The organism is Novosphingobium sp. 9U, assembly GCF_902506425.1.
In the GTDB taxonomy this organism is placed as follows: domain Bacteria; phylum Pseudomonadota; class Alphaproteobacteria; order Sphingomonadales; family Sphingomonadaceae; genus Novosphingobium.
On record NZ_LR732469.1, the window covers coordinates 1,175,770 to 1,200,865 of the forward strand.

Consider the following 25,096-nt stretch of genomic DNA (forward strand, 5'->3'; position numbering starts at 1 on the left):
TGTGGACCCGATCCGCATAGCGGTGGTCGGCGTCGGCAAGATCGCGCGCGACCAGCATCTGCCGGCGATTGCCGGAAACAAGGCGTTCAGCCTCGCGGCCACGGTCAGCCCGCATGATCCCGGCGTCGAAGGCGTACCGCATGCCCGCAGCCTGGAAGAACTGATCGAGAGCGGGCCGGCTGTCGATGCCGTCGCGCTCTGCACGCCGCCGCAGGTCCGCTATGACCTGGCGGTGCAAGCGCTGCGTAAGGGCATGCACGTGTTCCTGGAAAAGCCGCCCGGCGCGACGCTCAGCGAGGTCGCCGCCCTTTCGAGCCGCGCCGAGCGAGTGGGGGTGACCCTGTTCGCCTCGTGGCACTCGCGCTTCGCCGGCGGCGTTGCGCCGGCGCGGGCCTGGCTTGCCGAGCGCAAGATCGAGCGAGTCTCGGTGATCTGGCGCGAGGACGTGCGCGTATGGCACCCAGGCCAGGCCTGGATTTGGGAGCCGGGTGGCCTTGGCGTGTTCGATCCCGGCATCAACGCGCTCTCGATTGTCACGCACATCCTGCCGCGCCCGGTGTTCCTCACCTCGGCGACCTTGGAGATACCCTCCAACCGCGCAGCGCCGATCGCGGCTGACATCCAGTTCCGCGACACCTCGGGCGCTCCGATCCACATGGACCTGGACTGGCGCCAAACCGGTCCGCAATCGTGGGACATCGTCGTGGAGACCGACGCCGGCACGCTCAAGCTGTCGAACGGCGGCGCGGTACTGACCTTGCCGACCGGCGCGGAGCACAGCGAGGACATGGAATACCCCGGCCTCTACGCGCGCTTCGCCAGCCTGATCCGCGGCGGTCGCAGCGATGTGGACGTGGCGCCGCTCCGTTTGGTGGCCGACGCGTTCCTGCGCGGCCATCGCAAAGCCGTCGAAGAATTTCACGACTAAGAACGCCCAGGGAGAGGGAAAACAATGATCACCATCCTGCGCCGCGCCGCACTGTCCACCCTGCTGGCGGCGACGGCGCTGTCCGCGCCTGCTTTAGCCGACACCGACGGCCAGCCCACGACTGCCACGATCCAGGCCGACAAGCCCGGTCCGGTCTACCACAAGGAAGTCTTCACCCAGTTTGCCGAGCACCTGGGCAACGGCATCTACGGTGGGCTTTGGGTGGGCAAGGGGAGCAAGATCCCCAACACCAACGGCTTTCGCAACGACGTGGTCAGCGCACTGCGAGACCTGTCGGTGCCCGTGATCCGCTGGCCGGGCGGCTGCTTCGCGGACGAGTACAACTGGCGCGAGGGCATCGGCCCGCAGAAGAACCGCCCGGTGAAGATCAACACCCACTGGGGCGGCGTTACCGAGCCCAACACGGTGGGAACGCACGAGTTCTTCGAACTGATCCGCCAGATCGGCGCAGAGGCCTATATCGCCGGCAACGTCGGCAACGGCACACCGCGCGAAATGGCCGAGTGGGTGGAGTACATGACCTCTCCGGCCGGTTCGCTGGCGGACCAGCGCGCGAAGAACGGCCACAAGGAGCCGTGGAAGGTCGCTTACTTCGGAGTCGGCAACGAGCTGTGGGGCTGCGGCGGCAACATGCGCCCTGAGTTCGCGGCGGACGAGACGCGCCGATATGCCACCTTCATCAAGGCGCCGGCCGGCACCAAAATCCTGAAGGTCGCCGCCGGGGCCAACGTCGACGACTATAACTGGACCGAGACGATGATGCGCGTCGCGGCGCCGCAGCTCGACGGTCTCTCGCTGCACTACTACGTCCACCCTGCGGGCGGCTGGCCGCCGCGTGCCCCCGCCATCGACTTCGACGAGAACGGCTGGGCCGATGCGCTCGCCGGCGCCCGCCGGATGGACGAGCTGATCACCAAGCACACCGCCATTATGGACAAGTACGATCCGGAGAAGCGAGTCTTCCTGGCGGTCGACGAATGGGGCGCCTGGTACGCTCAGGACCCGGGCACGCATCCAGGCTTCCTGCGCCAGCAGAACACCCTGCGTGATGCGCTGATCGCCTCGGTACACCTCGACATCTTTGCCAAGCACGCCGACCGCGTGCGCATGACCGCCATCGCGCAGATGGTGAACGTGCTGCAGGCGATGATCCTGACCGACGGCAGCAACATGGTACTGACGCCGACGTACCACGTCTTCGAAATGTACAAGCCTTGGCAGGACGCCACGGTTCTGCCGATCGAGATCAAGTCGCCCTGGTACTCGAAGGACCAGTTTACGATGCCCGCCGTCAGCGGCTCGGCGGTGCGCGGCAAGGACGGCAAAGTGCACGTCGCGCTCTCCAACCTCGATCCGAACCAGTCGAACTCGGTGACGATCAACCTGGCCGGCGTGAGCGCAACCAGCGTGAGCGGGCGCGTGCTGACGGCGCCGGCGATCAACTCGCACAACACGTTCGATGCGCCCGACGCTGTTCGGCCGACGGCGTTCACCGGCGCGAGCGTGCAAGGAGGGCAGCTCTCGGTGACGTTGCCGGCGAAGTCCGTCGTCGTGCTCGAACTGCAATGAAGGCGCTCAAGACCATATGCCTCGCCGCGCTGGCTGTCGCTGGCGCGTGCGAGGCACAGGTGCCGAACGCGCCGGCGACTTTGAATGCGCAGCTTACCGGCGACCTGACCGTACACGATCCGGTGATCATCCGCGAGGGTGGCACCTACTACGTGTTCAGCACCGTGGGTCGCTACGTCGGCATCCGCACCTCCAAGGACCTGAAAACCTGGAAGGATGCCGGCGCCGTGTTCAGCGAAATCCCGGCTTGGGCCAAGCAGGCGATCCCCGGCACAGAGGGCATCTGGGCGCCCGACATCTCGTACGTCGATGGCGAGTACCGGCTGTATTACTCCGTCTCTACCTTCGGCTCCAACCGCTCGGCGATCGGCTTGGCGACCAGCCCGACGCTGGGCGCCGGCGCCAAGTGGACCGACCACGGCTTGGTCGTCATGTCGACCAAGCAAAGCGACTTCAACGCGATCGATCCCAACTTCGTGGTCGATGCGCAAGGGCGGCACTGGCTTGCGCTTGGCAGCTTCTGGAGCGGCATCAAGCTGTTCCCGCTCGACAAGAACACAGGCAAGGTTGCGGACGGCACCAAGTTTTACTCGATCGCACGCCGGCCAGCGCCCGCAGGTGGGCCCGCTCCGGTCGAGGCGCCTTTCGTTATCCGGCACGGCGGTTGGTACTTCCTGATCGTTTCCTACGACTACTGCTGCAAGGGCGTGAACAGCACCTACTACACGGTCGTCGGCCGCTCGAAGGAGATCACGGGCCCTTACCTCGGCCGCGACGGCAGCGCTCTGATGCAGGGCGGCGGCTCGATCCTGCTGCGCGCCGACCTGCAGGAGCAGCAGCGCTTCCGCGGGCCGGGACACGCCGGCGCCTTCACCGACAAGGACGGCACCACTTACCTGGTGTATCACGCCTACGACAAGCAGGCGGACGGCAAGCCGACGCTACGGATCGCGCCGCTTCGCTGGGATGCCCAAGGCTGGCCAGCGGCGCAGTACTGATCGACCAGAACACAAGATAACTTCGGGAGAGGACCATGACCCTTCGCCTATCGCGCCGCAGCTTCGCAGCTGCCGGATCCTTGCTGCCGCTCGCCTGCACCGCACCGGGACGGAGCGCGGTCGAGAGCGCGCTCGCTCCAGCAGAGGGCAACGCCGTCCCGCTGGCGACAAACCCGCTGGTGAAGCAGCGCGCCGATGCGCAGATCTTCCGGCACGAGGACGGCTGGTACTACATGACCGGCTCGGTGCCCGAGTACGACCGATTGGTGCTGCGCCGGTCCAGGACTCTCGCGGGCCTCACGACGGCCGAGGAGCGCGTGCTGTGGCGGCATCAGGCTAGCGGACCAATGTCGGGTTTCCTCTGGGCGCCGGAACTGCACCTCGTCGACGGGCGCTGGGTCATGTACTTTGCCGCGGGCCCCAGCGGCGGCGGCGAGGACGTGTTCCGCATCCGCACCTACGCCGTGGTTTGCGACGGCGCAGACCCGATGACCGGCAACTGGGCCGTATTCGGCCAATTTCAGGCGCCGTGGGACAGCTTCAATCTCGACTCCACGATCTTCACGCATCGCGGCGTGCGGTACTTCGCCTGGGCACAGCGGGAGGCGGGGATCGACACCAACTCCAACGTCTACATTGCACCGATGAAGGATGCGCTGACACTGTCGGCCGCCCCGGCCCGACTGACAGTGCCGACGCTGGACTGGGAAGTGCGCGGCTTCAAGGTGAACGAGGCGCCGGCCTTCCTGGTCAAGAACGGCCAGGTCTTCATGACCTACTCGGCCAGTGCCACCGATGCGCGCTATTGCTTGGGCCTGCTCTCGATCGACGAGAACGCGAACCTCATGGACGCGCGCGCGTGGACCAAGTCGCCGCAGCCGGTGTTCGTCACCTGCCCCGAAACGTCGGTCTACGGGCCGGGCCACAACAGCTTCACGGTCGACGAACAGGGCCGGGATATTCTGGTCTATCATGGCCGTGACTACGAGGCGATCGAGGGCGACCCGCTGTTCAACCCGGATCGGCACACTCGCATCCAGCGCCTCTACACCGACAGTCGCGGCAACCCGGATTTCGGAGTACCGGTCGGCAATGGCCCTCTGCCTGAGCGGTTCAGCCCGGCCGTACATCGCAGTGCCAAGCTGGCGCACGAAGGCGATCGCCTGCTCGTCGGCGATGCACCCCTACCGCAGACGCAGTTCCGGTCACTCGGGCAAGAAGACGGCACCGTCCGGCTCTCGCCGATCCTAAAGCCCGCGCACCGCCTGGTCGCGAATAGCGATGGATCGATCCGCCTCCTCAACGCTGACGCACCGGCACCCGCAGGCGCGGATCGCTTCAGGCGCGAGGCTGGGCCCGGAGGAAGCGTTCGCTTCATCTCACAAGCCTTTGCGGGTAGAGCGCTGGCGCATTCCTCAGACAAGGTAACGCTCGCGCCGGTGGGCCAGCCCGAAAGCGCTTGGATGCTCGACTAGGCTTCGAGGCTGCAGAGCGTGGTGGCTCCGGCTCGGAATCTCCGATCCGCGCCATTTACGCGACGGTAGTCTGGCAATTCGACGATCTTTGACAGTGCGCCAGCTTTTCGCTTGCGTTCTAATTGTCCGACTAATAAGCAGGCGCGATACGACGGGGCATGGTAAGGGGCCAGCCTCACTTGGGAGGGTTGAACGATGGCCACGAAGCCATTTGCTCTTTGCACTGCATCCATTTTCGCACTTACCTTGGCCGGCGCTGCGCACGCACAGGACGTGCCGCTGAACACCAGCGGTGACGCCGCTGCTTCGGAGGACACCGCGGCGGATGCCGCCGAGGCTCCGGGTGATGCGATCGTCGTCACCGGCGTGCGTGCGTCGATCGTCGGCGCCATCAACAGCCGTAAGCAGAACGTTCAGATCGTCGACTCGATCGTGGCGGAGGACGTCGGCAAGTTGCCGGACAATAACGTCGTCGAGGCGCTGCAGCGCGTCACCGGCATCCAGGTCACCGATCGTGGCGGCGGCGAGGCTGGCGCCATCAGCATCCGTGGCCTCACCGATCCGCTGACCACCCTCAACGGTCGCAACATCTTCACCGCGGCGGGCACTTCGTTTGCGCTGCAGGATATCTCCGCCAACCTCGTCAAGAAGGTCGACGTCTACAAGACCCGCTCGGCCGACCAGATCGAGACCGGCCTTGCCGGCCAGATCGATGTTCAGACCCGCCGCCCGCTCGACTTTGACGGGTTCACAATCTCGGGCTTGGCGCGCGGCGTCTACAGCGAGTTGGCGGACAAGTATAATCCCAATGCCGCGCTGCTCGTCAGCGATCGGTGGGAGACCGGCATCGGCGACATCGGCTTCCTGATCAATGCCAGCTATACGCGCACCCAGTTCCGCAACCAGGTGCTGCAGTCGGGCGCGATGGTGCCGTTCGCGACGGAGAACCCGCCTGCGGGTTCGGGTCTTACGCCGCTGCAGCGTATTTTCCCTGGTGACCGCAACCAGAACTGGACGCCCGGCCTTGACGCCGGCCTGCCGACCGCGCCGGGCTCCACGCTCAACATCAACGGCGTGGCGACGCCTTACTATCTGTCGCGCGATGCCGTCATCAGCTCGGACTTGTACGGCAAGCGCACGCGCCCGGCGATCAACGCCGCGCTGCAATGGGCGCCGAACGAGGACTCGGTCTACACTGCTGAATTCTTCTACACTGGGTTCAAGCAAAAGACCTTCAACAGCCTCCACTTCAGCTTTGTCGATTGGTGGGGCAACCTCGGCGCCAACCCGGGTTCGACCTTCGAGCTGTATGACGGCACCAACATCATCAAGTCGCGCCAGGTGGGCGCCGTCGCCGGCTTCAACAGCGGCGACACTGCCACCAGCAAGACCGACAGCTTCGTCTACGCCTTCAACGCCAAGTGGAACGTGGGCGAGCATGGCAAGATTTCGGCCGACGTCGCGTACCAGGACAGCACAAACAAGACCTCGTTCTTCGCCATCCGCACCGACCGCGGACCGCTTGATATCGATGTCGATTTCAACGCTGGCGGTGGCTTGCCGTCCTTCAGCTTCGCCAACCAGGGCGTGCTGACCGACCCGTCAGCCTGGACCGTCGGCAACCTGTTCGACAGCGGCACCAAGAACACCGGCAGCGCGCTGACCATGATGCTCGACGGCGAGTATACCTGGGACGATGGCTTCCTGCGCCGGATCAAGGCGGGCTTCCGCTATGACGATCGTAAGGCCGCCAACTACGTGCGCGATCAGGGCGCCGGTGGCTTGGGCGTGACTCTTGCCTCGCTGGGCGCCGACGCAACCTTCACCAACAAGGGCTTCTTCGACGGCCAGGCTGATATTCCGACCAGTTGGGTTCTGGCCGACACGCGCAACATGGATCGTGACGAGATCCGCTCGCTCTACCGCTCGGTCGCGCCGGGGCTGCTGCTTTCGGATCAGCTCTCGTTCGGCCAGGTGTTCGGCATCAACGAGATCAACATGGCCGCCTATCTGATGGCCGATGGCGAGATCTCAATCTTCGGCCGTCCCTTGCAGCTGCAGGGCGGCGCCCGCTTCGTGACGATCGACACCAACTACAACTACTTCGATCGCGGCGCCGGCTTCGCGCAGACCCGCGTCGGCACGTCGTCGTCCAAGCTGCTGCCGGCGTTCACCGCCCGGTACGACATCACCGACAACCTGCGCATCCGGTTCAACTATGGCGAGACGCTGCGCCGCCCGGCCTTCGGTGACCTGAACCCGAACCCGATCCTGACCGGTGACCTCTCGCGCATCGGCTTCGGCAGCGCGAGCGCGGGCAACGCCAACCTGGGCGTGACGCACTCGAAGAACATGGACCTGGCCCTCGAGTGGTACTTCGAGCGGAATAGCGCGATCTACGTGACCGGCTTCCGTCGTGAGATCGACGGCCTCGTCGTGCCGCTGACCATCCGCGAGTTCATCCCGAACAACTACCTGCCGCGCAACGAGACCTACACCGAATTCTTCAACGTCACCCGGCCCGTCAACGCGTCGGACGGCGTGCTGAAGGGCGTGGAACTGGGCCTCACCTACTTCCCGACGTATCTGCCCGGTCCGCTGGACGGCCTCGGCTTCACAGGCAGCGCTACGGTGCTCGATTCCGAGCAGACGATCCCGGTGACCGACGCGGTCGGCAACATCACCGGCAACACCAAGTCGGCGTTCTTCGGCGTGTCGAAGCTGTCGTACAACGCGACGCTGGCGTACGATAACGGCCCGATCGGCGCTCGCTTGTCCTACGTGTGGCGCAAGGGCTTCCTGCGGCAGAACGAGGCGCGAGCGTTCGCAAACCCGATCGGCATCTGGCGCAAGCCCGAGAAGAGCCTGGACCTGCAGCTCACCTGGAACGTCAACGACGACATCGGCGTGACCTTCGACGCGGTGAACCTCACCAAGGCGAAGCAGCAGGAGTACTACAAGTTCGGCGACGCGGGGAACGCGCAGCAGTTCAACACCACCAACCTGCTGATCGACCGGACATTCGCCGTCGGCGTACGCTTCAAGTTCGACTGATCCGGTGCGACACCGGGCCTTGGCACAGAGCCAGGCCCGGTGTCGCGCTGAGGGCGGCCGCGCCTCTTCGCTCTTCCCCCTCCCTCCGGCGGAAGGCGCGGCCGCCTTGATTTTCCAGATAGCCTGCACAGCGGCGAGATAGCGATGCGCAAGAGCCTGCGAGCCTTCCTGGTTTCGGCCGCTCTGCTGATGCAGGCGCCAGCGGCAGTTGCTCATTCCGAGCCCGCACTCGATCGCGCCAGGATTGCGCACGAACGGTTCGGCAATGACGCCCCGTGGTTTGTCGAGCGCATTCCCTTCATCGAGACGGCCGATCCGCGGATTGACGCCGTCTACTACTACCGCTGGGGCTTGTTTCGCGCTCACCAGCGCGATCTGGGTGCGCAGGGATACATCACCACCGAGTTCGCGGACGACGTGGACTGGCAGCGCCAGCCTTACGCCAGCCTCAACGATGCCAGCGGTTTCCACATCGCGGAAGGGCGCTGGCTGAACGACCGCCGCTTTACCGCGGACTACGTCGACTTCATGTACACCGGCGGCAACGATCGCCATTTCACCGACTACATGGCAGACTCGGTGTGGGGCCGATATCTGGTCGACGGCGACCGTCAGGCCGTGCTCAAGCACCTGCCGGTCATGCGCCACATCTACCGGTTGTGGGACGAGAAGTTCGACTTCGACAAGGGCCTTTACTTCGTGGAGCCGCTGCTGGACGCGACCGAATACACCGTGTCCTCTATCGATGCGTCGGGCGGCAAGGACGGCTTCCGCGGCGGCGACGCGTTCAGGCCGTCGATCAACAGCTACATGTTCGCCAATGCGCGAGCCCTGGCGGAAATGGCGGCGCTTGCAGGCGACCAGGCCATGGCGCGCGAGTATGCCGATCGGACCGAGGCCATCCGCGCGAAAGTGCTGGCGGCGCTGTGGAACCCCAAGCTGGAGCACTTCGCAGACAGGCACCAGCTCACCAACGAACACGTCAAGTATTGGGACCCGATCCGCAATCGTGAGCTGGTGGGCTACGTGCCGTGGATGTTCGATCTGGTCCCGGACGATGCCGGGTATGCGAAGGCTTGGGCGCACCTTCTCGATCCGGCATCGCTGGCCGGCAAGGCGGGCATGCGAACGGTCGAGAACAACTACCCGTACTACATGCGCCAGTACCGCTATCTTGGCCCTCAGCCGGAGTGTCAGTGGAATGGGCCGATCTGGCCGTACCAGACCACGCAAGTGCTGACGGCAATGGCCAACCTGCTCGACCACTACCGGCAGCAAGGCCCCATCACGCGCGCCGACTGGATGCGGCTGCTGCGCCAGTACACCCAGCTTCACTACCAGGGCGACAAGCTCGACTTGGAGGAAGACTACGATCCAGAGACCGGCGCACCGATCGTCGGCCTGGATCGCAGCCATCATTATTTCCACTCCGGCTACGTCGACTTAATCCTCACCGGGCTCGTCGGCATTCGTCCCCGCGCGGACGACGTGCTGGAGGTTAATCCGCTGCTGCCACCGCAAGGCGATCAGGCGCTGCCGTGGTTCCGCATCGAGCGGGTGCCCTATCACGGGCACGAAATCGCGGTTCGATGGGACGCCGACGGCAGCCACTTTGGAGAGGGCAGGGGCCTCGCCATCATGGTCGACGGTCGTGAGGTCGCGAGCCGCGGCGACCTTGGCCGCTTACAGGTCCCTCTCGCCCGCAAGCGCAATGTCCCGATCATGCGCGAAGAGAACCTGGCGGTGCAGCTGGTGCGCGCTGGCTATCCGCGGCCCAGCGCGTCTTCCGGTGCAGACCCGGAGAAATTGCACGACGCGGTCGACGGGCGGGTGTGGTTCTATCCGGAACTGCCGAACGGATGGGACTCGGACGCCACGCCCAAGCAGCAGTGGTACGCGCTCGATTTCGCAAAGGCGGTCTCTGTGGGCCGCGTCGGACTGGCCTTCTACGAGGACGGCAAGCGCTTTTCCGCCCCCAAGCGGGTCTCGATCGAGCTGTGGCAGGGCGGCCAATGGCGGTCGGTTGATGAGGCCAAGCCAGTCGCCAACGGCGTGACCTCGCTGCGCTGGCCAGTTACGAGCACGACGCGGCTTCGCGTGCGCATGCTGCCAAGTGGCCGGGACGCGATCCGACTGGTCGAGCTGAAGGCGTTCGCCAGCTAGGCAGACCTAAACGGCTCGGACGTCGTATGCAGCGCCGATGGTCGCCACCGGAATCTACAAACATCGTGTCGAGCACTTTGCGACGACATGCTCGGGCATGATCGAGCCCAGAGAGCGGTCGCCAGAAGGTCAAACGTCCGTGCGTGCCTTGTAACTCTGCGATCGAGGACCAAGACGATCGGCATGGACTCTTTTTCCTCTCGTTTCAGGCCGCACCTGCTACGCCCGCGGCGCCGCGGCATCGCATCAGTCAACTCCGAAGTGCGCGACGGCATCGTGCCGGCCGCCGACCGGATCGCGCAAACTCCCCACACGGAAGATCGGGAGCCGCGAGGGGCCAACTACCGTACGGTGGCGCTCATCATTGCCTGCGCCATGTTCATGGAGAACTTGGACGCGACCGTGCTGGCGACGGCCTTGCCGACGATGGCCCGCGATCTGGGCGTCAAGGCACCGGAGATGAGCGTCACGCTCACCTCCTACCTTCTTGCGCTCGCCGTCTTCATCCCGGCATCCGGGGCTGCTGCGGATCGCTTCGGCGCAAAGAACGTGTTCCGCGCGGCGATCGCGCTGTTCGTAGCCGGCTCGATTGCCTGCGGGCTGGCGCCCAGCCTTGAGGGCATGACGATCGCCCGCTTCGTGCAGGGCATGGGGGGTGCCATGATGATGCCCGTCGGCCGCCTGGTGCTGCTGCGGTCCGTCGCCAAGCGCGACATGGTCTCCGCAATGTCCTGGCTGATCATGCCGGCACTGATCGGGCCTATCATGGGGCCACCGCTGGGCGGCTTCATCGTCACCTATCTGGACTGGCGCTGGATCTTCTGGCTGAACCTGCCGATCGGCTTCGCCGGCATTCTTCTGGTCGGCCGCTTCATCGCCGACGTGCGCGAGCCGCTGCAGCATACCTTCGACCGCGGCGGCTTCGCGCTTTCAGCTGTGGCTCTGGGCTGCCTGCTTGCCGGCTTTGAGATGGCGAGCCGGTCCGGCAGTGGTCGCCTAGCTGCATCGCTGATCACTGTGGGAGCAGTCGCAGGCGCGCTTTACCTACGCCACGCCAGGCGCGTCGATCATCCGGTCCTCGATACCTCGCTGATGGCAGTACCGACGTTCCGACTGTCCGTGATCGGCGGGTCGTTCACGCGGATCACCCAAGGTGCGCAACCGTTCCTGCTCCCTTTGATGATGCAGCTGGCATTCGGCCTCTCGGCTGCCGAGAGCGGGGCTATGACACTAGCGACGGCGATAGGTTCCTTCGGCATGAAGGGCATCGCACCGCGCCTGCTGCGACGGTTCGGCTTTCGGTCGAGCCTGATCTGGATGGGGCTTTTCGGCACGGCCGCCTATGCGGCCTGCGGGCTGTTCCGTCCCGAATGGCCGCTGCCCGCCGTGTTCGCGGTGATGCTCGTCTCAGGGTTCCTGCTGTCGTTCCAGTTCACGGCCTACAACACCATCGCCTACGACGAGATCGGCAAGGAGCGGATGAGCGCCGCGACGAGCTTCTACGCCACGTTCCAGCAGCTCATGCTATCCCTGGGCATCTGCATGGGAGCCACCGCGCTTCACGCCTCGATGACCCTGCGAGGCCATGCCAGGCCCGAGTTCAGCGACTTCTCCGCCGCGTTCTGGGTCGTGACGATGATGTCCATGCTCGCGCTGTTCGCGAACTTGCGCTTCGATGAGAAGCGCCGGAGCAGAGATCAGCGGACAAGGCGGGTGAACGTGCGTGATCAAGAGCCCGCAAGCGGAGAGCGCAGAGGCTCAGCGACTACTCAGGCTGCATAGCAGCAGCCGTGCCGAAGTTGGCCGAGGTGGCGAAATGCCGCCACTTTGATGACCTGAGAAGGGATAAGGTGGTGGACGCACTTGGGCTCGAACCAAGGACCCGCTGATTAAGAGTCAGCTGCTCTACCAACTGAGCTATGCGTCCACACTGCCGTTTCGCTGCGGCCTTTCGGCCACCCCGTTGCGGCGGGAGCGGTCCCTTTAGCGAGTTTGCCGCGGTTGGGAAGAGCTTTTTTGGCTCTCTCGCAAATTGTTTTCAGCTCAGCCCGCTGGGGCGGCGCTGCCAGCGGCTGACAGCCATGATCGTGCCCACGCAGATCATGTTCGTCATCATTGAGGAGCCGCCGTGGCTCATGAACGGCAGGGGAATGCCGACCACCGGCGCGAGGCCCATGACCATCATGAGGTTGATCGCGACGTAGAAGAAGATCGTCAGCGCCATGCCCGCGGCCAGCAGTCTTGAAAATCGGTCCGTGCTGTTGCGCGCCACCCTCAGGCCCCAACTGAGGAGGATGGCGAAGACAGTGAGCACGAACAACCCGCCCAGCATGCCCCACTCCTCCGACATCGTCGCGAACACGAAGTCGGTGTGGGATTCTGGCAGGTAGTCCAGGTGGCTCTGCGACCCGTTGCCGAAGCCCTTGCCGAAGAACCCGCCCGAACCGATTGCGATTTTGGACTGGGTGATGTGGTAGCCGGTGCCCAGGGGATCGCTTTCGGGGTCGAGGAAAACCAGCACGCGGTTGCGCTGGTAGTCGTGGAGCAGGGTGAAGAAGGCAATCGGGGCCACGACCGCCGCCGCGCCCACCGCGCTGAGGAACCACCAGAGCGGCAGTCCGGCCAGGAACATGGTGACCACTCCGCCGAAGCAGATCGCCAGCGCGGTGCCGAGGTCGGGCTGGATCATCACCAGCACCGCAGGCAAGCCGATCAGCGCTCCGGCCGGTACCAGGCCGCGCCAGCTGGCGGTGATCGAAGCGGGAAGGGTGTCGTAAAAGCGGGCGAGGACAAGGACGATGCCGGGCTTCATCAGCTCGGACGGTTGAAGCGTCATGAAGCCCAGGTTCAACCACCGCTGGCTGCCGCCTCCGACCGCGCCGAGCAACTCGACCAGCACCAGCAGGAACAGGATCGCGCCGTAGATCGGATAAGCGGCCAGCTTGAACAGATCGCGCGGCACCCGGCTGAGCATAACGGCGGCGAACAGAAACACGCAGAAGCGCAGGACGTGGTTCAGCGAGTACGGCTGCAAGTGCCCACCGGCTGCGGAATAGAGCACCGCCGAGCCGAGCGAGACGAGAGCGGCGAGCGGGATCAACACCTGCCAAGGCTGGCGGGCGATCGTATCGGGCACGATCGAGCGGCTCATCAGTCGGCTCCGGCTGGGGGTGCGATGTTGATGGCGGGTGCCGCGGCTTCGGTGTTCGGTGGCGTCGGGGGCAGCGCCACCGGCTCGGGCGGCGGCGTCTGCGCATCGTGGAGGATGGGCTGATTGGGATTGGGCGCCTGGTCCGCGGCCTGGACATTGGCGTCGGAGGGGGCTGCCGGTGCTCCACCGCCATAGGCTGCCGAGTAGGCGCGGTACTTGGCGTCGAGCCGCTGCTGCGCGGTGCCGCCCCACTGCTTCTCGTAGTCGTGCAGCACTTCTACCGCTTTGCCGGGATCGAAGAGGTAGGTCATGACATCGCGTGCAATCGGGTAGGCGGCGCCGGAGCCGCCGCCATGCTCGACCAGGGCCGCGACTGCATAGCGGGGCTTGTCGGCGGGGGCGAAGCAGATGAAGTGGCCGTGATCACGGTGCTTCCACAGGCCGCCCTTGCCGTTGCCGATGTTCAGGCCAACGACCTGGGCGGTACCGGTCTTGCCGGCGAGAAGGATGTCTTTCATCGGCAGCGCCGCCTTGTGCGCGGTGCCTGGCCCATTGACCACGTCCGACATCGCCTTGTGGATCAGGTCCAGGTGCTCTTGCGGGATGCCGAGTGACTGTGCCTGCGGCGGATGATCGGAGTGCAGCATGCGAGGCATCAGCTTGCGGCCCGAAGCAATGCGCGATGCCATGACCGCCTGCTGCAATGGATTGACCAGAAAGTACCCCTGGCCGATCGTCGCATTCACGGTGTCGTAGATTGCCCAATCACGATCGTACTTGCGCTTCTTCCAGGCCGGGTCCGGAACGGTACCATAGGACTGACCGACGACCGGCAACTCGAACTCCTGTCCGAGCCCTAAGCGCCTCGCCATGGCCGCGATCGGGTCCATGCCGATGCGCTGGGCGAAGTGGTAGAAGTAGACGTCGCAGCTCTGGTAGATGCCCTTCGACATGTTGACCATGCCGTGGCCGCGCCGGTTCCAGCAGTGGAACACGCGGTTGCCGACGCGCAAGCCGCCGCCGCAGAACACGCTCTCCTCTGGGTGGAGCCCGGCTTCCAAGAACGAGAGCGCCACCATCGGCTTCACCGTCGAGCCAGGCGGATAGAGCCCGCGCAGGACCTTGTTGCGCAAGGGCACGTGATCGTCGTCCGCCAGCATCTTCCACTCGATCCGGCCGATGCCATCGGAGAAGCTGTTGGGATCGTAGCTGGGCATCGATGCCATCGCCAGCACGTCGCCCGTGTGGCAGTCCATCGCCACCACCGCGCCGGACTCGAGACCGATCCGGCGCGAGGCATAGTCCTGCAGCGGGCCGTCGATGGTCAGCTTGATCGGCTTGCCCGGGATGTCCTCTCGCGTTTCAAGATCTCGCACTACGCGACCGCCGGCGGTCACTTCGACACGCCGTGCGCCGGGATAACCGCGCACTTCCTTCTCGAAGATCTTCTCCAAGCCGTCCTTGCCGACCTTGTAGCCGGGCGTGACGAGGAGCGGGTCCTTCTCCTTCTCGTACTCTTCCGCCGAGGCCGCGCCGACGTAGCCGACCAGATGCCCGACGCTGGGACCGGTGGGATAGAACCGTGAAAAGCCGCGCTGTGTCACGACGCCGGGCAGGTCGGGCAGGCGCACGCTGACGGCGGCGAAGCGGTCCCAATCGAGACCGGTCTTCACCTCGACCGGGGCGAAGCCGTGCGACTTCTCCAGCTTGTCCTTCAGGTCCTGGATGTCGACGGGTGTCAGTTGCAGAAGGCGCGACAGCTCGCCGATCGTCTGCGCCTCGTCGGTCATTCGATCGGGAATGACGTCGACGCGGAAGTCGGCGCGATTGGAGGCAAGTGGCGAACCATGGCGGTCGAGGATCCACCCCCGCCGCGGCGGGATCAGCGACAGGTTGACGCGGTTGCTCTCGGACTCAAGCTTGTACTTCTCGTTCTGCGCAATGGCGAGATAGCCGAGCCGGCTTGCGAGCAGGACGCCGATCCCGCCCTGGATGCCGCCCACGACCAAGCTGCGCCGGTCGAAACTGTTGCGCAGCGTCGCCATGCTCACATGGCGCGATCGGAAGAGGCTCATCGGATTTCCAGGAAGGGAGTCAGGCGCAAGCGGTCGGCCAGCGCCACGAAGCGGCCGACAAGAGGATATGCGAGGATGGAGATCACGATCTGCGGCCAGGTCACACGAAGGGGGGTGTGGGCGCCGTCCAGGTTCGCCAGCGCCAATCCGAACGCGGTATAGACGATGATCAGCCCGATCGCCACCAGCCATTCGGTGAGGAAGTTGCGCCAGGGCAGGCGCGCCTCGATCACATCCAGGGCTATCGCGGCGGCGGAAAACAGCAGCACTGCCGAGCCGAAGGGCTGGCCGGAGTAGAGATCGTCGAACCCGCCGAGCGGCAAGCCTGCCCACACCGGAAGCAGCCCAGGCCTCAGCTGCCGCCACGAGATGAACACCAGGAACCCGAATGGCGGCAGTACCGGCGCCGATGCGATCAGCGACAAGCCGGGCAGCAGCGAGGCGAGCATGACCGTCAGCCACGGCGTGCCGCGTGCGATCAGCGATGAGGGCTCGCGGTTGATCCGCGGCGCACGCTCGCGTCCGAAGCTGGGCCAAAGCCTCACTGCCAGCCTCTCACTGGCTATCCGGGATGGGGGCTATCGCGGGAGGCGGCACCGGCGCGAAGGGCTGGTCGACGAGCACGTAATCGGCATCGGACGGGTTCGCGAGCACTTGCGCGATCGCGCCGTCACGGGTCAGCCGCGCGGCGATCGCGATGGGCGTGCCCGGTCGATACAGCCCGCCCGACCCGGAGGTGACGAAAACGTCGCCTTTCTTGAGCGGATTGAGGCCCAGGCTGATCAACTTGATGCGGATGGTGCCATCACCCGTTCCTTGGGCAAAGGCCGGCACGCCATCGCTGGCGCGGCGAACGGGGACCAGGCTCTCGGTGTCGGTGATGAGCAGCACGCGCGCGCTGCTCTGCCCGACCTCCAGCACGCGCCCGAGCAGGCCCAGTTCCGAGCGGACCGGCATGCCCTTCTGCACACCGCTGTCGATCCCCGCGGCAAGCGTGGCGAAGCGGCGCGTGCTGGCGGCCGTGGAGCTGGTCAGGCGCGTGACGACGACAGGGGCAGGGTTCTGCCGCGACAGACCGAGCAGGGCTTTCAGCCGCCGGTTCTCAACCTGCGTCGCACGTGCCTCTACCAAGCGCGTCTTGGCGAGCGCGAGTTCGTGTTCCAGTCTGGCATGCTGGCTGCCTGCCTTGATGAAGCCGGCCACCGTGGCGAAAACGCCCTTGCTGGCGGCACGACCCGTCGCGGCGACATGGCCGGCAGGTTCGGTGACGTCGGCCGCCAGCGCGCGCATGCCGGTAAAGGCCTCGGGCTGCACGAACGAGACGACCAGCAGCACCACTCCCAGCAGCACGCCAGCGACGCCCGCGAAGTAGCTGATGAAGATCGTGTACTGCGCCCTGCGGGAAAAGCCCGTGCGCCGGTTCGCAGGCGGCGCCATGCGACGGTCCCTCCTTGTCGAGCGCGCGCCAGCCCCCTTGCGCGCGCTTGCCCCCGACTATGAGCTCAGGCGGTCATCAGAACGCCGCGGTAGATCGGATCTTCCATGGCCCGGCCAGTGCCCAGCGCCACGCACGACAGCGGATCCTCGGCGACGCTGACCGGCAGGCCGGTCTCCTCGCGCAAGTACTCGTCCAGCCCTTGAATAAGCGCGCCGCCGCCGGTGAGGACAATGCCCTGGTCGACGATGTCGGCCGCGAGTTCGGGCGCGGTGTTCTCCAGCGCGATGCGCACGCCTTCGATGATCGCGCCGATCGGCTCGCTCAGCGCTTCGGCGACATTGGCCTGGCTGATGGTGATTTCCTTGGGCACGCCATTGACCAGGTCGCGGCCCTTGATGTGGATCGTCTCGCCGATGCCGTCGGCCGGCATGACCGCGATGCCGTAGTCCTTCTTGATGCGCTCTGCAGTGGACTCGCCGATCAGCAGGTTGTGGTGGCGGCGCACGTAGGAGACGATCGCCTCGTCCATCTTGTCACCGCCCACGCGAACCGAAGTGGTGTAGGCGAGACCGCGCAGCGAGAGCACGGCGACTTCGGTGGTGCCGCCGCCGATATCGACCACCATCGAGCCGACCGGCTCGGTGACGGGCATGTCGGCACCGATCGCGGCGGCCATGGGCTCGAGGATTAGGTAGACCTGGCTGGCGCCGGCATTGCTGGCCGCGTCGCGGATCGCGCGGCGTTCCACGGACGTGGAACCTGACGGCACGCAGATCACGATCTCGGGGTAGCGGAACAGGCTCTTCTTGCCGTGGACCTTGCGGATGAAGTGCTTGATCATCTCTTCCGCGATCTCGATGTCGGCGATCACGCCGTCTCGAAGCGGGCGGATCGCCTCGATGTTATCGGGCGTCTTGCCCATCATCATCTTGGCGTCGTCGCCCACCGCCTTGACCTTCTTGACGCCGTGCAGCGTCTCGATCGCGACCACTGAGGGTTCATTCAAAACGATGCCGCGATCCTGCACGTAGACCAGCGTGTTTGCCGTACCCAGATCGATGGCCATGTTCTGCGAACCGAACTTGAAGAATCGCGACATCAACGTGGCCATCAGGAAATCCGTAGGTATTCTGCCGCTTGCCCGCAGCCCAAGATACGGGAAGCAATCAGGGGGTGACTGAGAAGGCGGTCCCTTAGCCTAGTTTGCAACAAAGGCCAAAATTTTGTGTCGACAGCCGTCCATGTTTTGGCGGCTCCGTCTCGAAATCGCGGCGCTTCGTCGCTAGAGATTGGTGATGCCCGAAATACGCCGCCTTCCCGACGATCTCGTCAACCGCATTGCGGCGGGAGAAGTGGTCGAACGTCCGGCATCGGCGCTGAAGGAACTGGTCGAGAACGCAATCGACGCGGGATCGCGCACGATCGCGGTGCGCCTTGCCTCAGGCGGGCTCGACCTGATCGAAGTGACCGACGATGGCTGCGGCATGGGCTCCGCCGAAATCGCGCTGGCGCTCGAACGCCACGCCACCTCCAAGCTGCCTGACGAGCGGATCGAGATGGTCGCCACGCTGGGCTTTCGCGGCGAGGCGCTGCCCTCGATCGCCAGCGTCGCGCGGCTCACGATCGAGAGCCGGGCGCGGGGCAGCGAGGAAGGCTGGCGGCGGGCCGTCGATCATGGCTCGGTCAGCGGCGATGGCCCGGCCGCCTTGCCCCCGGGCACCCGTATTCGTGTGGAAGACCTGTTCGGGCGCGTGCCCGCGCGGCGCAAGTTCCTGCGCAGCCCACGCGCGGAATACGCCGCCTGCCTCGATGTCGTACGCCGGCTGGCGATGGCACGGCCCGAGATCGGCTTCACGTTGGAGCACGATGGCCGCCGTGCTCTCGCAACGCAGCCGGAGGAGGCGCTGGCGGCTCGCGTGGCTCGACTGGTCGCGCGCGAACTGGCCGAGGACGGCATCGTCATCGAAGCCGAGCGTGGAGCGGCCAGGCTCACCGGCGTGGCGGGCCTGCCGACGTTCAACCGCGGCGTGGCCGACCACCAGTACCTCTTCGTCAACGGTCGGCCGGTGAAGGATCGGCTGCTGATCGGTGCGGTGCGCGGCGCCTATGCCGACATGCTGGCGCGCGATCGTCATGCCGTGCTCGCGCTGTTCCTCGACGTCCCGCCCGAGGAGGTCGACGTCAACGTCCACCCGGCCAAGACCGAGGTGCGCTTCCGCGACCCCGCCTTTGTCCGCGGCTTCGTGGTCGGCGCGCTCCGCCACGCGCTGGAGGGCCAGGGCCAGCGCAGCGCGCAGGCACCGGCTGCGGACGCCATGGCGGCCTGGCAGGTCGAGCCGTTCGTTCCGCCCACACCGTCGCTGCAGTCGCTGTTTGCTCGCGAACATGCTGCGACTGGCAACGCCGTGCGCGAGGAGAGCGCGGCCTGGCGCGGGTTCGAGCCGGCGGTCACGGCCCCGCCTGCCGCGCGCGCCGAAGCTGCCGCCCCCGAAGCTCCAGCGGCTGAGTACCCGCTCGGCGTAGCACGCGGGCAGGTGGCCGGCACCTACATCGTCGCTGAGGCTCAGGACGGCCTTGTCATCGTCGACCAGCATGCCGCGCACGAGCGGCTCGTGCTCGAACGGCTCAAGGCCGCGGGTGCCGAAGAGGCAATGCAGCGCAGCCAGGCGCTGCTGCTACCCGAGGTTGTCGAACTGGAAGAACCCGATTGCGACCGCCTGGAGGACAAGGCCACCGATCTCGCCCGCTTCGGGCTGGTCGTCGAACGCTTCGGACCTGGGGCGATGCTGGTGCGGGCGGTGCCCTCTGTGCTCGGGAAGGCCGATGCCGCTTCGCTCGTGCGCGACATCGCCGACGACCTTGCCCGCCACGGCGACGCGTTGCTGCTGGGCGAAAAGCTCGACCTCGTCCTGGCGACCATGGCCTGCCACGGCTCGGTGCGGGCGGGACGGGCTCTGTCGGTGGCGGAGATGAACGCCCTGCTGCGCGAAATGGAGCGCACGCCACGATCTGGCCAATGCAACCATGGCCGCCCCACATGGGTGAAATTACAACATTCGGATATCGAGAAACTCTTTGGGCGCAAGTGACGGCATTTTTCTAGCGGCGGCAGCTATCGCCCAATAGCAGACATCGCTGCTACCGCGTAGGAAAGACGATGTTGTCCGACAGCCTCCGTGCGCTACCTTATCTCGTTCATACGAATCGCGAGCTTGGCCTGATGCTGAAAGGCGTCAAGCCGATGGCGATGTTCAGCGACATCGTAGGGAGAGAGCCGGAATGCGCAATCCGGTATCTTCGATTGTTCGACCGCCATGTTGATGCAGGTCGCTTTGAGCGACGGATCGTGGACAAGCATGTCCCGCTTCGACCAGATTGGTTGTCGCGCCGCATCTTTTACACCCTGCCGGACGAGGCGTGGCGCATCGATGCCATGCTGGAGTTGGTTGTTCACTATGGCAGATGGACTAACGAGCATGAGCGCCGCTTCGGCACGCTCCTCGGCTATGAGGACTGGCAGAACGACATCTTGCTGGTCATCCGGTCGCAGGATGAGTGAACAGCAGCTATCCACCAATAGCAGACATCCTTCTCAAGCTGCTCGGTTTGGAGCCTCTTCGTGCCGACCGCGTTAAGCGGATCATGGGCACGAACAACCATACGCTTTGGCTTGCGTCTTATGCTGCTAGGTTGGTTAAGCTTGCCCATCAGGACATAGAGAAGCTGTTCGGGCGAAAATGATGAGAGCGTGGCTGGCGGTGCTGGGTGTGGCGGTCTTGGCGGGCTGCGATGGCAACGACGATCCCCAGCACAAGGCGGCCGACGACGCCCACGACGTCGCGCTGGTCGAGCGGCTGAACCAGCCTCCATTCAAGCCGGTGCTGCCGCAGGCGTTCACAACCGAGGACATTGCGCGCTACGACCTGGCGCGTGCCGGGTGCATGTTCCGGCCCGGCAACAAGGCCGACGAGGCCCCGCTGTTCGTGGCGCAGGAAGACCGCGGCTACCTGAAGATCGACGGCAAGCTGCGCCCTCTGGCGGTGAAGAGCGGCAGCGCCGAACTGCCCTCCGGCGCGCACAGCACCTATATCGGCACCTCCAATTGGATCGAACTGGTCGCGCAGGCCGGCGGCGAGGGCAGCGGACCGGGAGGTGCCAAGGCCTGGCCGAGCCGCCTGGTGATCCACGACGCGAACGAGCGCGTGGCCTTCGACTCGCTAGGTCAGGTGAGTTGCGCGGGATCAGCCGAGAAGGGTTGAGCGGAGGCCTCTAACCTCCACCAGCTTCCGTCCTCCCGGACTTGATCGGGGATCCCGCTTCTTGCCGCGAGCGCTCACCGGCGCGACGAAAAGCGGGGTCCCGGATCAAGTGCGGGACGACGGCTAGGGTTAAGTTGCAGCTGAACGTTAGGCCGGAACCCAGGGCGGCCATCAGCCGCCGAGCGTCAGCCTTGCAAACAGCGTATAGCCCCAGGGCTTGTCGCCATACTCCGCGTCTAGCGCGTCGGGTTTGAGATAGCCCGCCAACGATCCGCCCAGAGCCAACTCGAACGGCTCCAGCTGGAAGCGACGGGCATAGCCCGCCTGCAGCTTGGTCACGCGGAACTTGCGATCGTGAAGCGGGTCGTCGTGGTCCGGGAAGAGCTCATCGTTAGCGACGTTTTCCACGCGTCCAAAGAGGGTGTTGCCGCGGTCCAGGTCCCAATTCGCTTCGCCCAGCCAGGCGGTGAGGGTACCGCCTGGCACACGGTCCTTGGCGCTGAACGCTGCCATGGCAGAGAGCCCACCGCCATTGTCGTAATGCGCCGAGGCGGTGAAGCGCTTCTCGTTCTCGCCGGGGTGCAGTTCCTCGGGTTCCTTGATCCGGCCATAGCTTGCCTGCACCGCCCATTGCGGCTGCGGCGTCCAGGTCGCGCGCACGGACCATGAGTCCAGCTTGGGCGTCTCGATATTCCAGCGGTGCTCGTCGGGTTCGGCGCCGCGGAAGGCCGAGGCTTCCAGCTGCCAGTGCGACGCCGACAAGCCGCCCGTCACGACGCCGTATGTTATGTGCGTGGAGTCGAACCAGTGATGGGTGATCGGTGGCTCGGGATTGAGCCGGGCAGAGCGGCGCATCATGAACGCGCTGGGTCCCAGCGCAGGCTCTCCGACCGGGCCGCCGTAGAGGAACGCCGTGGTGCCTTCCCCCACGTTGAAGTCGACGCGCGCGGCGAGTTCCATGAAGAGGTCGTGCGGATGCTGGCGGTCCACCAGCGGCTGCCCGTCAGCCGTCTCGCCGGTGGCGAACAGATTGGGATAGCCGCGCGCGTCCATGGCCGGCTCCAGGCTGAACATGGAACGCAGCTGCACGCGGCCAAAGCCTGTCTCGCGCTCGGCCATGACCATCGCCATGGATGTCGAGTAGAGCTTGTCATCGCCGCGTGGGCCCGAGTGATCGGTGTACTGCGTGGTGACGAAGCCGTGGGCCATGAGCATCCACTCGTCGGCCATGAAGTGGAGGCCGGGCATGGCAAGCGCCGCACCGGGCAGGCGCGCAGTTCCCGAGCCGACCACGAAGGGCGCGGCCGCTTCGCTGTCGGTCGTGCCGTGGTTCATGCCGGCATGGTCCATGGAGCCGTGGTTCATAGTGCTGTCCGGCGGGCTGTCTGCCGGCATCGGCATGGCGTGCTCCATACCGGCGTGATCGTGCATCTGCGCGCGTGCGTGCACGGGTATCAGGGCCGCGCTTGCGAGCGCGACCGCAAGGGTCATCCTGGTCATCGTTGGTTCCTGAAGAGAGGGACACTCCACCGGATCGGTGGAACAGCATCTTCAGGCGCGGGGAGGCGGAACTTCAGGGCCTTCGCGCGGCAGGATCAGCGTCGTGCGCGACGGCGCGGCACCAACCATGCTCAGCAGCGGTGCGGATCGCGCGGGTGCGATCAGGCCGAGGTCGGGTAGGACGCAACCGATGCAGTCCCGCCGTTCCTGTTGGGGCGCGGGCGAGTGGTCGCCGCCGTGATGCGCCATGCCATGCATCTGAGGCGAGCGGGGCGGCTGTGCGCAATGCCCGCTCATGGCGAGTGCCGGCGCGGAGAGCGCGAGAAGCAAGAGCATGGCGAGCAAGCGGCGGAGCATGGCCCGCCTATAGCCTACACCGTGCGGACCGCGCCAGTGTCTGGTGCCAGTGTCTGGTGCATGTCTCCTGTTCGCCTCAGGCACGCCGCAGGGGAGAGCGCATGTTCAGCTTGGGATCGGGGTCGGGAATGATGCGGTAACGAGCGGTGATCAGGCTGAACACGCCGAACAGCGCGATACCCGCAGCGATGATCGAGAAGCCAAGTCCCATCTCACGCAGATCCAGCATGGCCTGGCCGAGCGAGCGGACTTCGCCGCTGCTGGCGAACCAGGCGGAGCGCAGCAGCGACCAGCCCATCAGCAGGAACACGATAGCGCGGGTCGCAAGACCGATGCGTCCGATCCAGCAGGTCGCAGGCGGCGCGTCGGACGAGATGTGCCGCATGAAGCTGCGGTCGTAAGCGCTCTTCGCCTGCGCGCCCGCGCCGATCAGCAGCGCCACGCCGGCGAGGCCGACCGCGGCCGGACCAAGATCGAAGGTGAGGGCAGTGGCAGCCAGTTCCTGGTTCTGGTTGCCGCTGCTCTGCCTGGTCCCTTGCGCCAGCTGAATCGCGGTCCACGACAAGGCTCCGTAGACCACGGCGCTGACGACGTAGGCGGCTCGCTTGGCAAGACCCTTCGCATCCGAGCCGATGTTCTCGGTATCGAACAGGCCGACGATCAGCTTGTAGACCGCGTATCCGATCAGCCCGAGCGCCGAGATGGTGAGGATCGCCGTGCCGCCTGGGATCGAGCGGATGTATTCGAGAGCACCCGTCGTTCCGCGGCGTACGTTGTCCTGCCCGGTGCTCGAGAGCGCCAGGTAGCCCAGGAGCAGGTAAACCAGACCCCGCACCGCGTAGCCCAGGCGGGCCAGCCAGACGATCTTCTCGGACTTGTCGACCATGCGCTGCGCTCCCCGTCTTTTGCGAGGTTCAATGCGCGAACAGGAAATATGTGCCGCTCAGCGACGTTCCGGAGGCACCGAACCTGGCAACCCGGCTGTTCAGACGTTGAACTTGAAGTGCATCACGTCGCCGTCATGCACCACGTACTCCTTGCCTTCCTGGCGCAGCTTGCCGGCGTCTCGTGCCGCAGCCTCGCCGCCGAGCGCGACGAAGTCGTCGTACGCGATAGTCTCGGCGCGGATGAAGCCACGCTGCATGTCGGAGTGGATCTCGCCCGCCGCTTCGGGAGCCTTGGCACCCTTGTGCACGGTCCAGGCGCGCGCTTCCTTGGGGCCGACCGTGAAGAAGGTCAGCAGGTCGAGCAGGCCGTAACCGGCGCGGATGATGCGGGCGAGGCCGGTCTCGTGCAGGCCCATCTCCTCCAGGAACGCCAGGCGCTCCTCGATGTCCATGCCGGTCAGCTCGGCTTCGATCGCAGCGGAGACGATCACCACGCTGGCGCCTTCGGCCGCCGCCTTCTCGAACACGCGCGCCGAGAAGGCGTTGCCCTCGGCTGCGGCCTCTTCCTCGACGTTGCAGACGTAGAGCACCGGCTTGGCGGTGATGAGCTGCGCCTGGCGGAACACCCGCGCCTCTTCCTCGTCGGCGGGCTTGGTCAGGCGGGCGGGCTTGCCCTGTCGCAGCAGTTCGAGTGCCTGGCCGAGCACGGCGGCAATGATCTTGCTTTCCTTGTCGCCCTGCGCCGCCTTCTTCTGGGCGGCGGGGACGCGCTTCTCCAGGCTTTCGAGGTCGGAGAGCAGCAGCTCGGTCTCGACTGTTTCGGCGTCCGCGATCGGGTCGACCTTGTTCTCGACGTGCTGGATGTCATCGTTCTCAAAGCAGCGCAGCACGTGGACGACGGCGTCGACCTCGCGGATGTTGCCGAGGAACTGGTTACCCAGGCCTTCTCCCTTCGACGCGCCGCGCACCAGGCCGGCGATGTCGACGAACGAGAGCTGCGTCGGCACGACCTTGGCCGAGCTGGCGATCTTGGCCAGCGTATCGAGCCGCGGATCGGGTACGCCGACTTGGCCGACGTTGGGCTCGATGGTGCAGAACGGATAGTTCGCCGCCTGCGCCGCCTGCGTCTCGGTCAGCGCGTTGAACAGGGTCGACTTGCCGACATTGGGAAGGCCGACGATGCCGCAACGAAAACCCATGGTATGCTCCGAATGTGTGTTG

The 25,096-nt window shown here is 65.6% G+C and carries 19 protein-coding genes and 1 tRNA gene; 10 read left to right on the plus strand and 10 right to left on the minus strand.

The window, feature by feature from the left end; genetic code table 11:
- The first annotated feature begins 1 nt into the window (after position 1).
- From GV044_RS05325 to GV044_RS05355, 7 genes are all read left to right on the plus strand, one after another.
- Positions 2–928 carry a Gfo/Idh/MocA family protein gene (locus tag GV044_RS05325; protein WP_159866414.1) on the plus strand — a complete coding sequence of 309 codons (927 nt, stop codon included), beginning with the start codon at positions 2–4 and terminating at the stop codon, positions 926–928.
- A 24-nt stretch (positions 929–952) separates the two neighbouring features.
- The gene (locus GV044_RS05330; RefSeq protein WP_159866417.1) at positions 953–2,518 is read left to right on the plus strand and encodes an alpha-N-arabinofuranosidase; all 1,566 of its coding nucleotides are present in this window, start codon (positions 953–955) and stop codon (positions 2,516–2,518) included.
- Complete coding sequence (locus GV044_RS05335; protein WP_159866420.1) at positions 2,515–3,516, plus strand: arabinan endo-1,5-alpha-L-arabinosidase; 1,002 nt, start codon at positions 2,515–2,517, stop codon at positions 3,514–3,516. The genes GV044_RS05330 and GV044_RS05335 overlap by 4 nt, the downstream gene beginning before the upstream one ends.
- Positions 3,517–3,551: 35 nt before the next feature.
- Positions 3,552–4,991: a family 43 glycosylhydrolase gene (locus tag GV044_RS05340; RefSeq protein ID WP_159866423.1), complete on the plus strand. Its 1,440-nt coding sequence runs from the start codon at positions 3,552–3,554 to the stop codon at positions 4,989–4,991.
- Positions 4,992–5,186: 195 nt separating this feature from the next.
- Positions 5,187–8,045, plus strand: coding sequence for a TonB-dependent receptor (locus GV044_RS05345; RefSeq protein WP_159866426.1), 2,859 nt, complete (start codon positions 5,187–5,189; stop codon positions 8,043–8,045).
- 144 nt (positions 8,046–8,189) lie between these two features.
- Entirely contained in the window at positions 8,190–10,208 is a 2,019-nt protein-coding gene (locus GV044_RS05350; protein ID WP_159866429.1) for a glycosyl hydrolase family 65 protein, read from the plus strand.
- A gap of 183 nt (positions 10,209–10,391) precedes the next feature.
- Positions 10,392–11,990 (plus strand): MDR family MFS transporter, encoded by a 1,599-nt coding sequence (locus GV044_RS05355; RefSeq protein WP_159866433.1) that lies wholly within the window; start codon positions 10,392–10,394, stop codon positions 11,988–11,990.
- 69 nt (positions 11,991–12,059) lie between these two features.
- Here GV044_RS05355 and GV044_RS05360 read toward each other — a convergent pair.
- From GV044_RS05360 to GV044_RS05385, 6 genes are all read right to left on the minus strand, one after another.
- Positions 12,060–12,135: transfer RNA gene (locus GV044_RS05360), tRNA-Lys, on the minus strand.
- Positions 12,136–12,246: 111 nt separating this feature from the next.
- Positions 12,247–13,359 carry a rod shape-determining protein RodA gene (gene rodA, locus GV044_RS05365; RefSeq protein ID WP_159866436.1) on the minus strand — a complete coding sequence of 371 codons (1,113 nt, stop codon included), beginning with the start codon at positions 13,357–13,359 and terminating at the stop codon, positions 12,247–12,249.
- Complete coding sequence (gene mrdA, locus GV044_RS05370; protein ID WP_236554715.1) at positions 13,359–15,434, minus strand: penicillin-binding protein 2; 2,076 nt, start codon at positions 15,432–15,434, stop codon at positions 13,359–13,361. The genes rodA and mrdA overlap by 1 nt, the downstream gene beginning before the upstream one ends.
- Entirely contained in the window at positions 15,431–15,979 is a 549-nt protein-coding gene (gene mreD / locus GV044_RS05375; protein ID WP_236554717.1) for a rod shape-determining protein MreD, read from the minus strand. Before mreD ends, mrdA begins: the two co-directional genes overlap by 4 nt.
- A gap of 10 nt (positions 15,980–15,989) precedes the next feature.
- Positions 15,990–16,871, minus strand: a complete 882-nt coding sequence (gene mreC / locus GV044_RS05380; protein ID WP_159866439.1) for a rod shape-determining protein MreC — start codon at positions 16,869–16,871, stop codon at positions 15,990–15,992.
- A 65-nt stretch (positions 16,872–16,936) separates the two neighbouring features.
- On the minus strand, positions 16,937–17,983 hold the full coding sequence (locus GV044_RS05385) for a rod shape-determining protein (protein WP_159866442.1): 1,047 nt from the start codon (positions 17,981–17,983) through the stop codon (positions 16,937–16,939).
- A gap of 184 nt (positions 17,984–18,167) precedes the next feature.
- Here GV044_RS05385 and mutL point away from each other — a divergent pair, with 184 nt between their 5' ends.
- The 3 genes from mutL (at position 18,168) to GV044_RS05400 (ending at position 21,131) form a co-directional block, all read left to right on the plus strand.
- Positions 18,168–19,961 (plus strand): DNA mismatch repair endonuclease MutL, encoded by a 1,794-nt coding sequence (gene mutL / locus GV044_RS05390; RefSeq protein WP_159866445.1) that lies wholly within the window; start codon positions 18,168–18,170, stop codon positions 19,959–19,961.
- 71 nt (positions 19,962–20,032) lie between these two features.
- Positions 20,033–20,431 carry a hypothetical protein gene (locus tag GV044_RS05395; RefSeq protein ID WP_236554719.1) on the plus strand — a complete coding sequence of 133 codons (399 nt, stop codon included), beginning with the start codon at positions 20,033–20,035 and terminating at the stop codon, positions 20,429–20,431.
- Between the two features lie 178 nt (positions 20,432–20,609).
- Entirely contained in the window at positions 20,610–21,131 is a 522-nt protein-coding gene (locus GV044_RS05400; RefSeq protein WP_159866451.1) for a hypothetical protein, read from the plus strand.
- A gap of 171 nt (positions 21,132–21,302) precedes the next feature.
- Here the strand turns inward: GV044_RS05400 and GV044_RS05405 are convergent, their stop codons facing one another.
- The 4 genes from GV044_RS05405 to ychF all read right to left on the minus strand — a co-directional run bounded on the left by GV044_RS05405 (position 21,303) and on the right by ychF (position 25,074).
- Positions 21,303–22,631, minus strand: a complete 1,329-nt coding sequence (locus GV044_RS05405; RefSeq protein ID WP_159866454.1) for a hypothetical protein — start codon at positions 22,629–22,631, stop codon at positions 21,303–21,305.
- Positions 22,632–22,682: 51 nt separating this feature from the next.
- Complete coding sequence (locus tag GV044_RS05410; protein ID WP_159866457.1) at positions 22,683–22,988, minus strand: hypothetical protein; 306 nt, start codon at positions 22,986–22,988, stop codon at positions 22,683–22,685.
- 76 nt (positions 22,989–23,064) lie between these two features.
- Positions 23,065–23,874 (minus strand): DUF1206 domain-containing protein, encoded by an 810-nt coding sequence (locus GV044_RS05415; RefSeq protein WP_159866460.1) that lies wholly within the window; start codon positions 23,872–23,874, stop codon positions 23,065–23,067.
- Between the two features lie 99 nt (positions 23,875–23,973).
- Positions 23,974–25,074, minus strand: a complete 1,101-nt coding sequence (gene ychF / locus GV044_RS05420) for a redox-regulated ATPase YchF (RefSeq protein WP_159866463.1) — start codon at positions 25,072–25,074, stop codon at positions 23,974–23,976.
- Positions 25,075–25,096 lie beyond the last annotated feature (22 nt).

What these genes read in the sequence shown, in the direction of transcription:
- GV044_RS05330 (WP_159866417.1), top strand. Translation starts at nt 953, where the DNA reads ATGATCACCATCCTGCGCCGCGCCGCACTGTCCACCCTGCTGGCGGCG.
- GV044_RS05340 (WP_159866423.1), top strand. Translation starts at nt 3,552, where the DNA reads ATGACCCTTCGCCTATCGCGCCGCAGCTTCGCAGCTGCCGGATCCTTG.
- rodA (WP_159866436.1), bottom strand. Translation starts at nt 13,359, where the DNA reads ATGAGCCGCTCGATCGTGCCCGATACGATCGCCCGCCAGCCTTGGCAG.
- GV044_RS05385 (WP_159866442.1), bottom strand. Translation starts at nt 17,983, where the DNA reads ATGGCCACGTTGATGTCGCGATTCTTCAAGTTCGGTTCGCAGAACATG.
- GV044_RS05350 (WP_159866429.1), top strand. Translation starts at nt 8,190, where the DNA reads ATGCGCAAGAGCCTGCGAGCCTTCCTGGTTTCGGCCGCTCTGCTGATG.
- mreC (WP_159866439.1), bottom strand. Translation starts at nt 16,871, where the DNA reads ATGGCGCCGCCTGCGAACCGGCGCACGGGCTTTTCCCGCAGGGCGCAG.
- GV044_RS05335 (WP_159866420.1), top strand. Translation starts at nt 2,515, where the DNA reads ATGAAGGCGCTCAAGACCATATGCCTCGCCGCGCTGGCTGTCGCTGGC.
- GV044_RS05415 (WP_159866460.1), bottom strand. Translation starts at nt 23,874, where the DNA reads ATGGTCGACAAGTCCGAGAAGATCGTCTGGCTGGCCCGCCTGGGCTAC.
- GV044_RS05355 (WP_159866433.1), top strand. Translation starts at nt 10,392, where the DNA reads ATGGACTCTTTTTCCTCTCGTTTCAGGCCGCACCTGCTACGCCCGCGG.
- GV044_RS05410 (WP_159866457.1), bottom strand. Translation starts at nt 22,988, where the DNA reads ATGCTCCGCCGCTTGCTCGCCATGCTCTTGCTTCTCGCGCTCTCCGCG.
- mrdA (WP_236554715.1), bottom strand. Translation starts at nt 15,434, where the DNA reads ATGAGCCTCTTCCGATCGCGCCATGTGAGCATGGCGACGCTGCGCAAC.
- GV044_RS05405 (WP_159866454.1), bottom strand. Translation starts at nt 22,631, where the DNA reads ATGACCAGGATGACCCTTGCGGTCGCGCTCGCAAGCGCGGCCCTGATA.
- GV044_RS05345 (WP_159866426.1), top strand. Translation starts at nt 5,187, where the DNA reads ATGGCCACGAAGCCATTTGCTCTTTGCACTGCATCCATTTTCGCACTT.
- GV044_RS05400 (WP_159866451.1), top strand. Translation starts at nt 20,610, where the DNA reads ATGATGAGAGCGTGGCTGGCGGTGCTGGGTGTGGCGGTCTTGGCGGGC.
- ychF (WP_159866463.1), bottom strand. Translation starts at nt 25,074, where the DNA reads ATGGGTTTTCGTTGCGGCATCGTCGGCCTTCCCAATGTCGGCAAGTCG.
- mutL (WP_159866445.1), top strand. Translation starts at nt 18,168, where the DNA reads ATGCCCGAAATACGCCGCCTTCCCGACGATCTCGTCAACCGCATTGCG.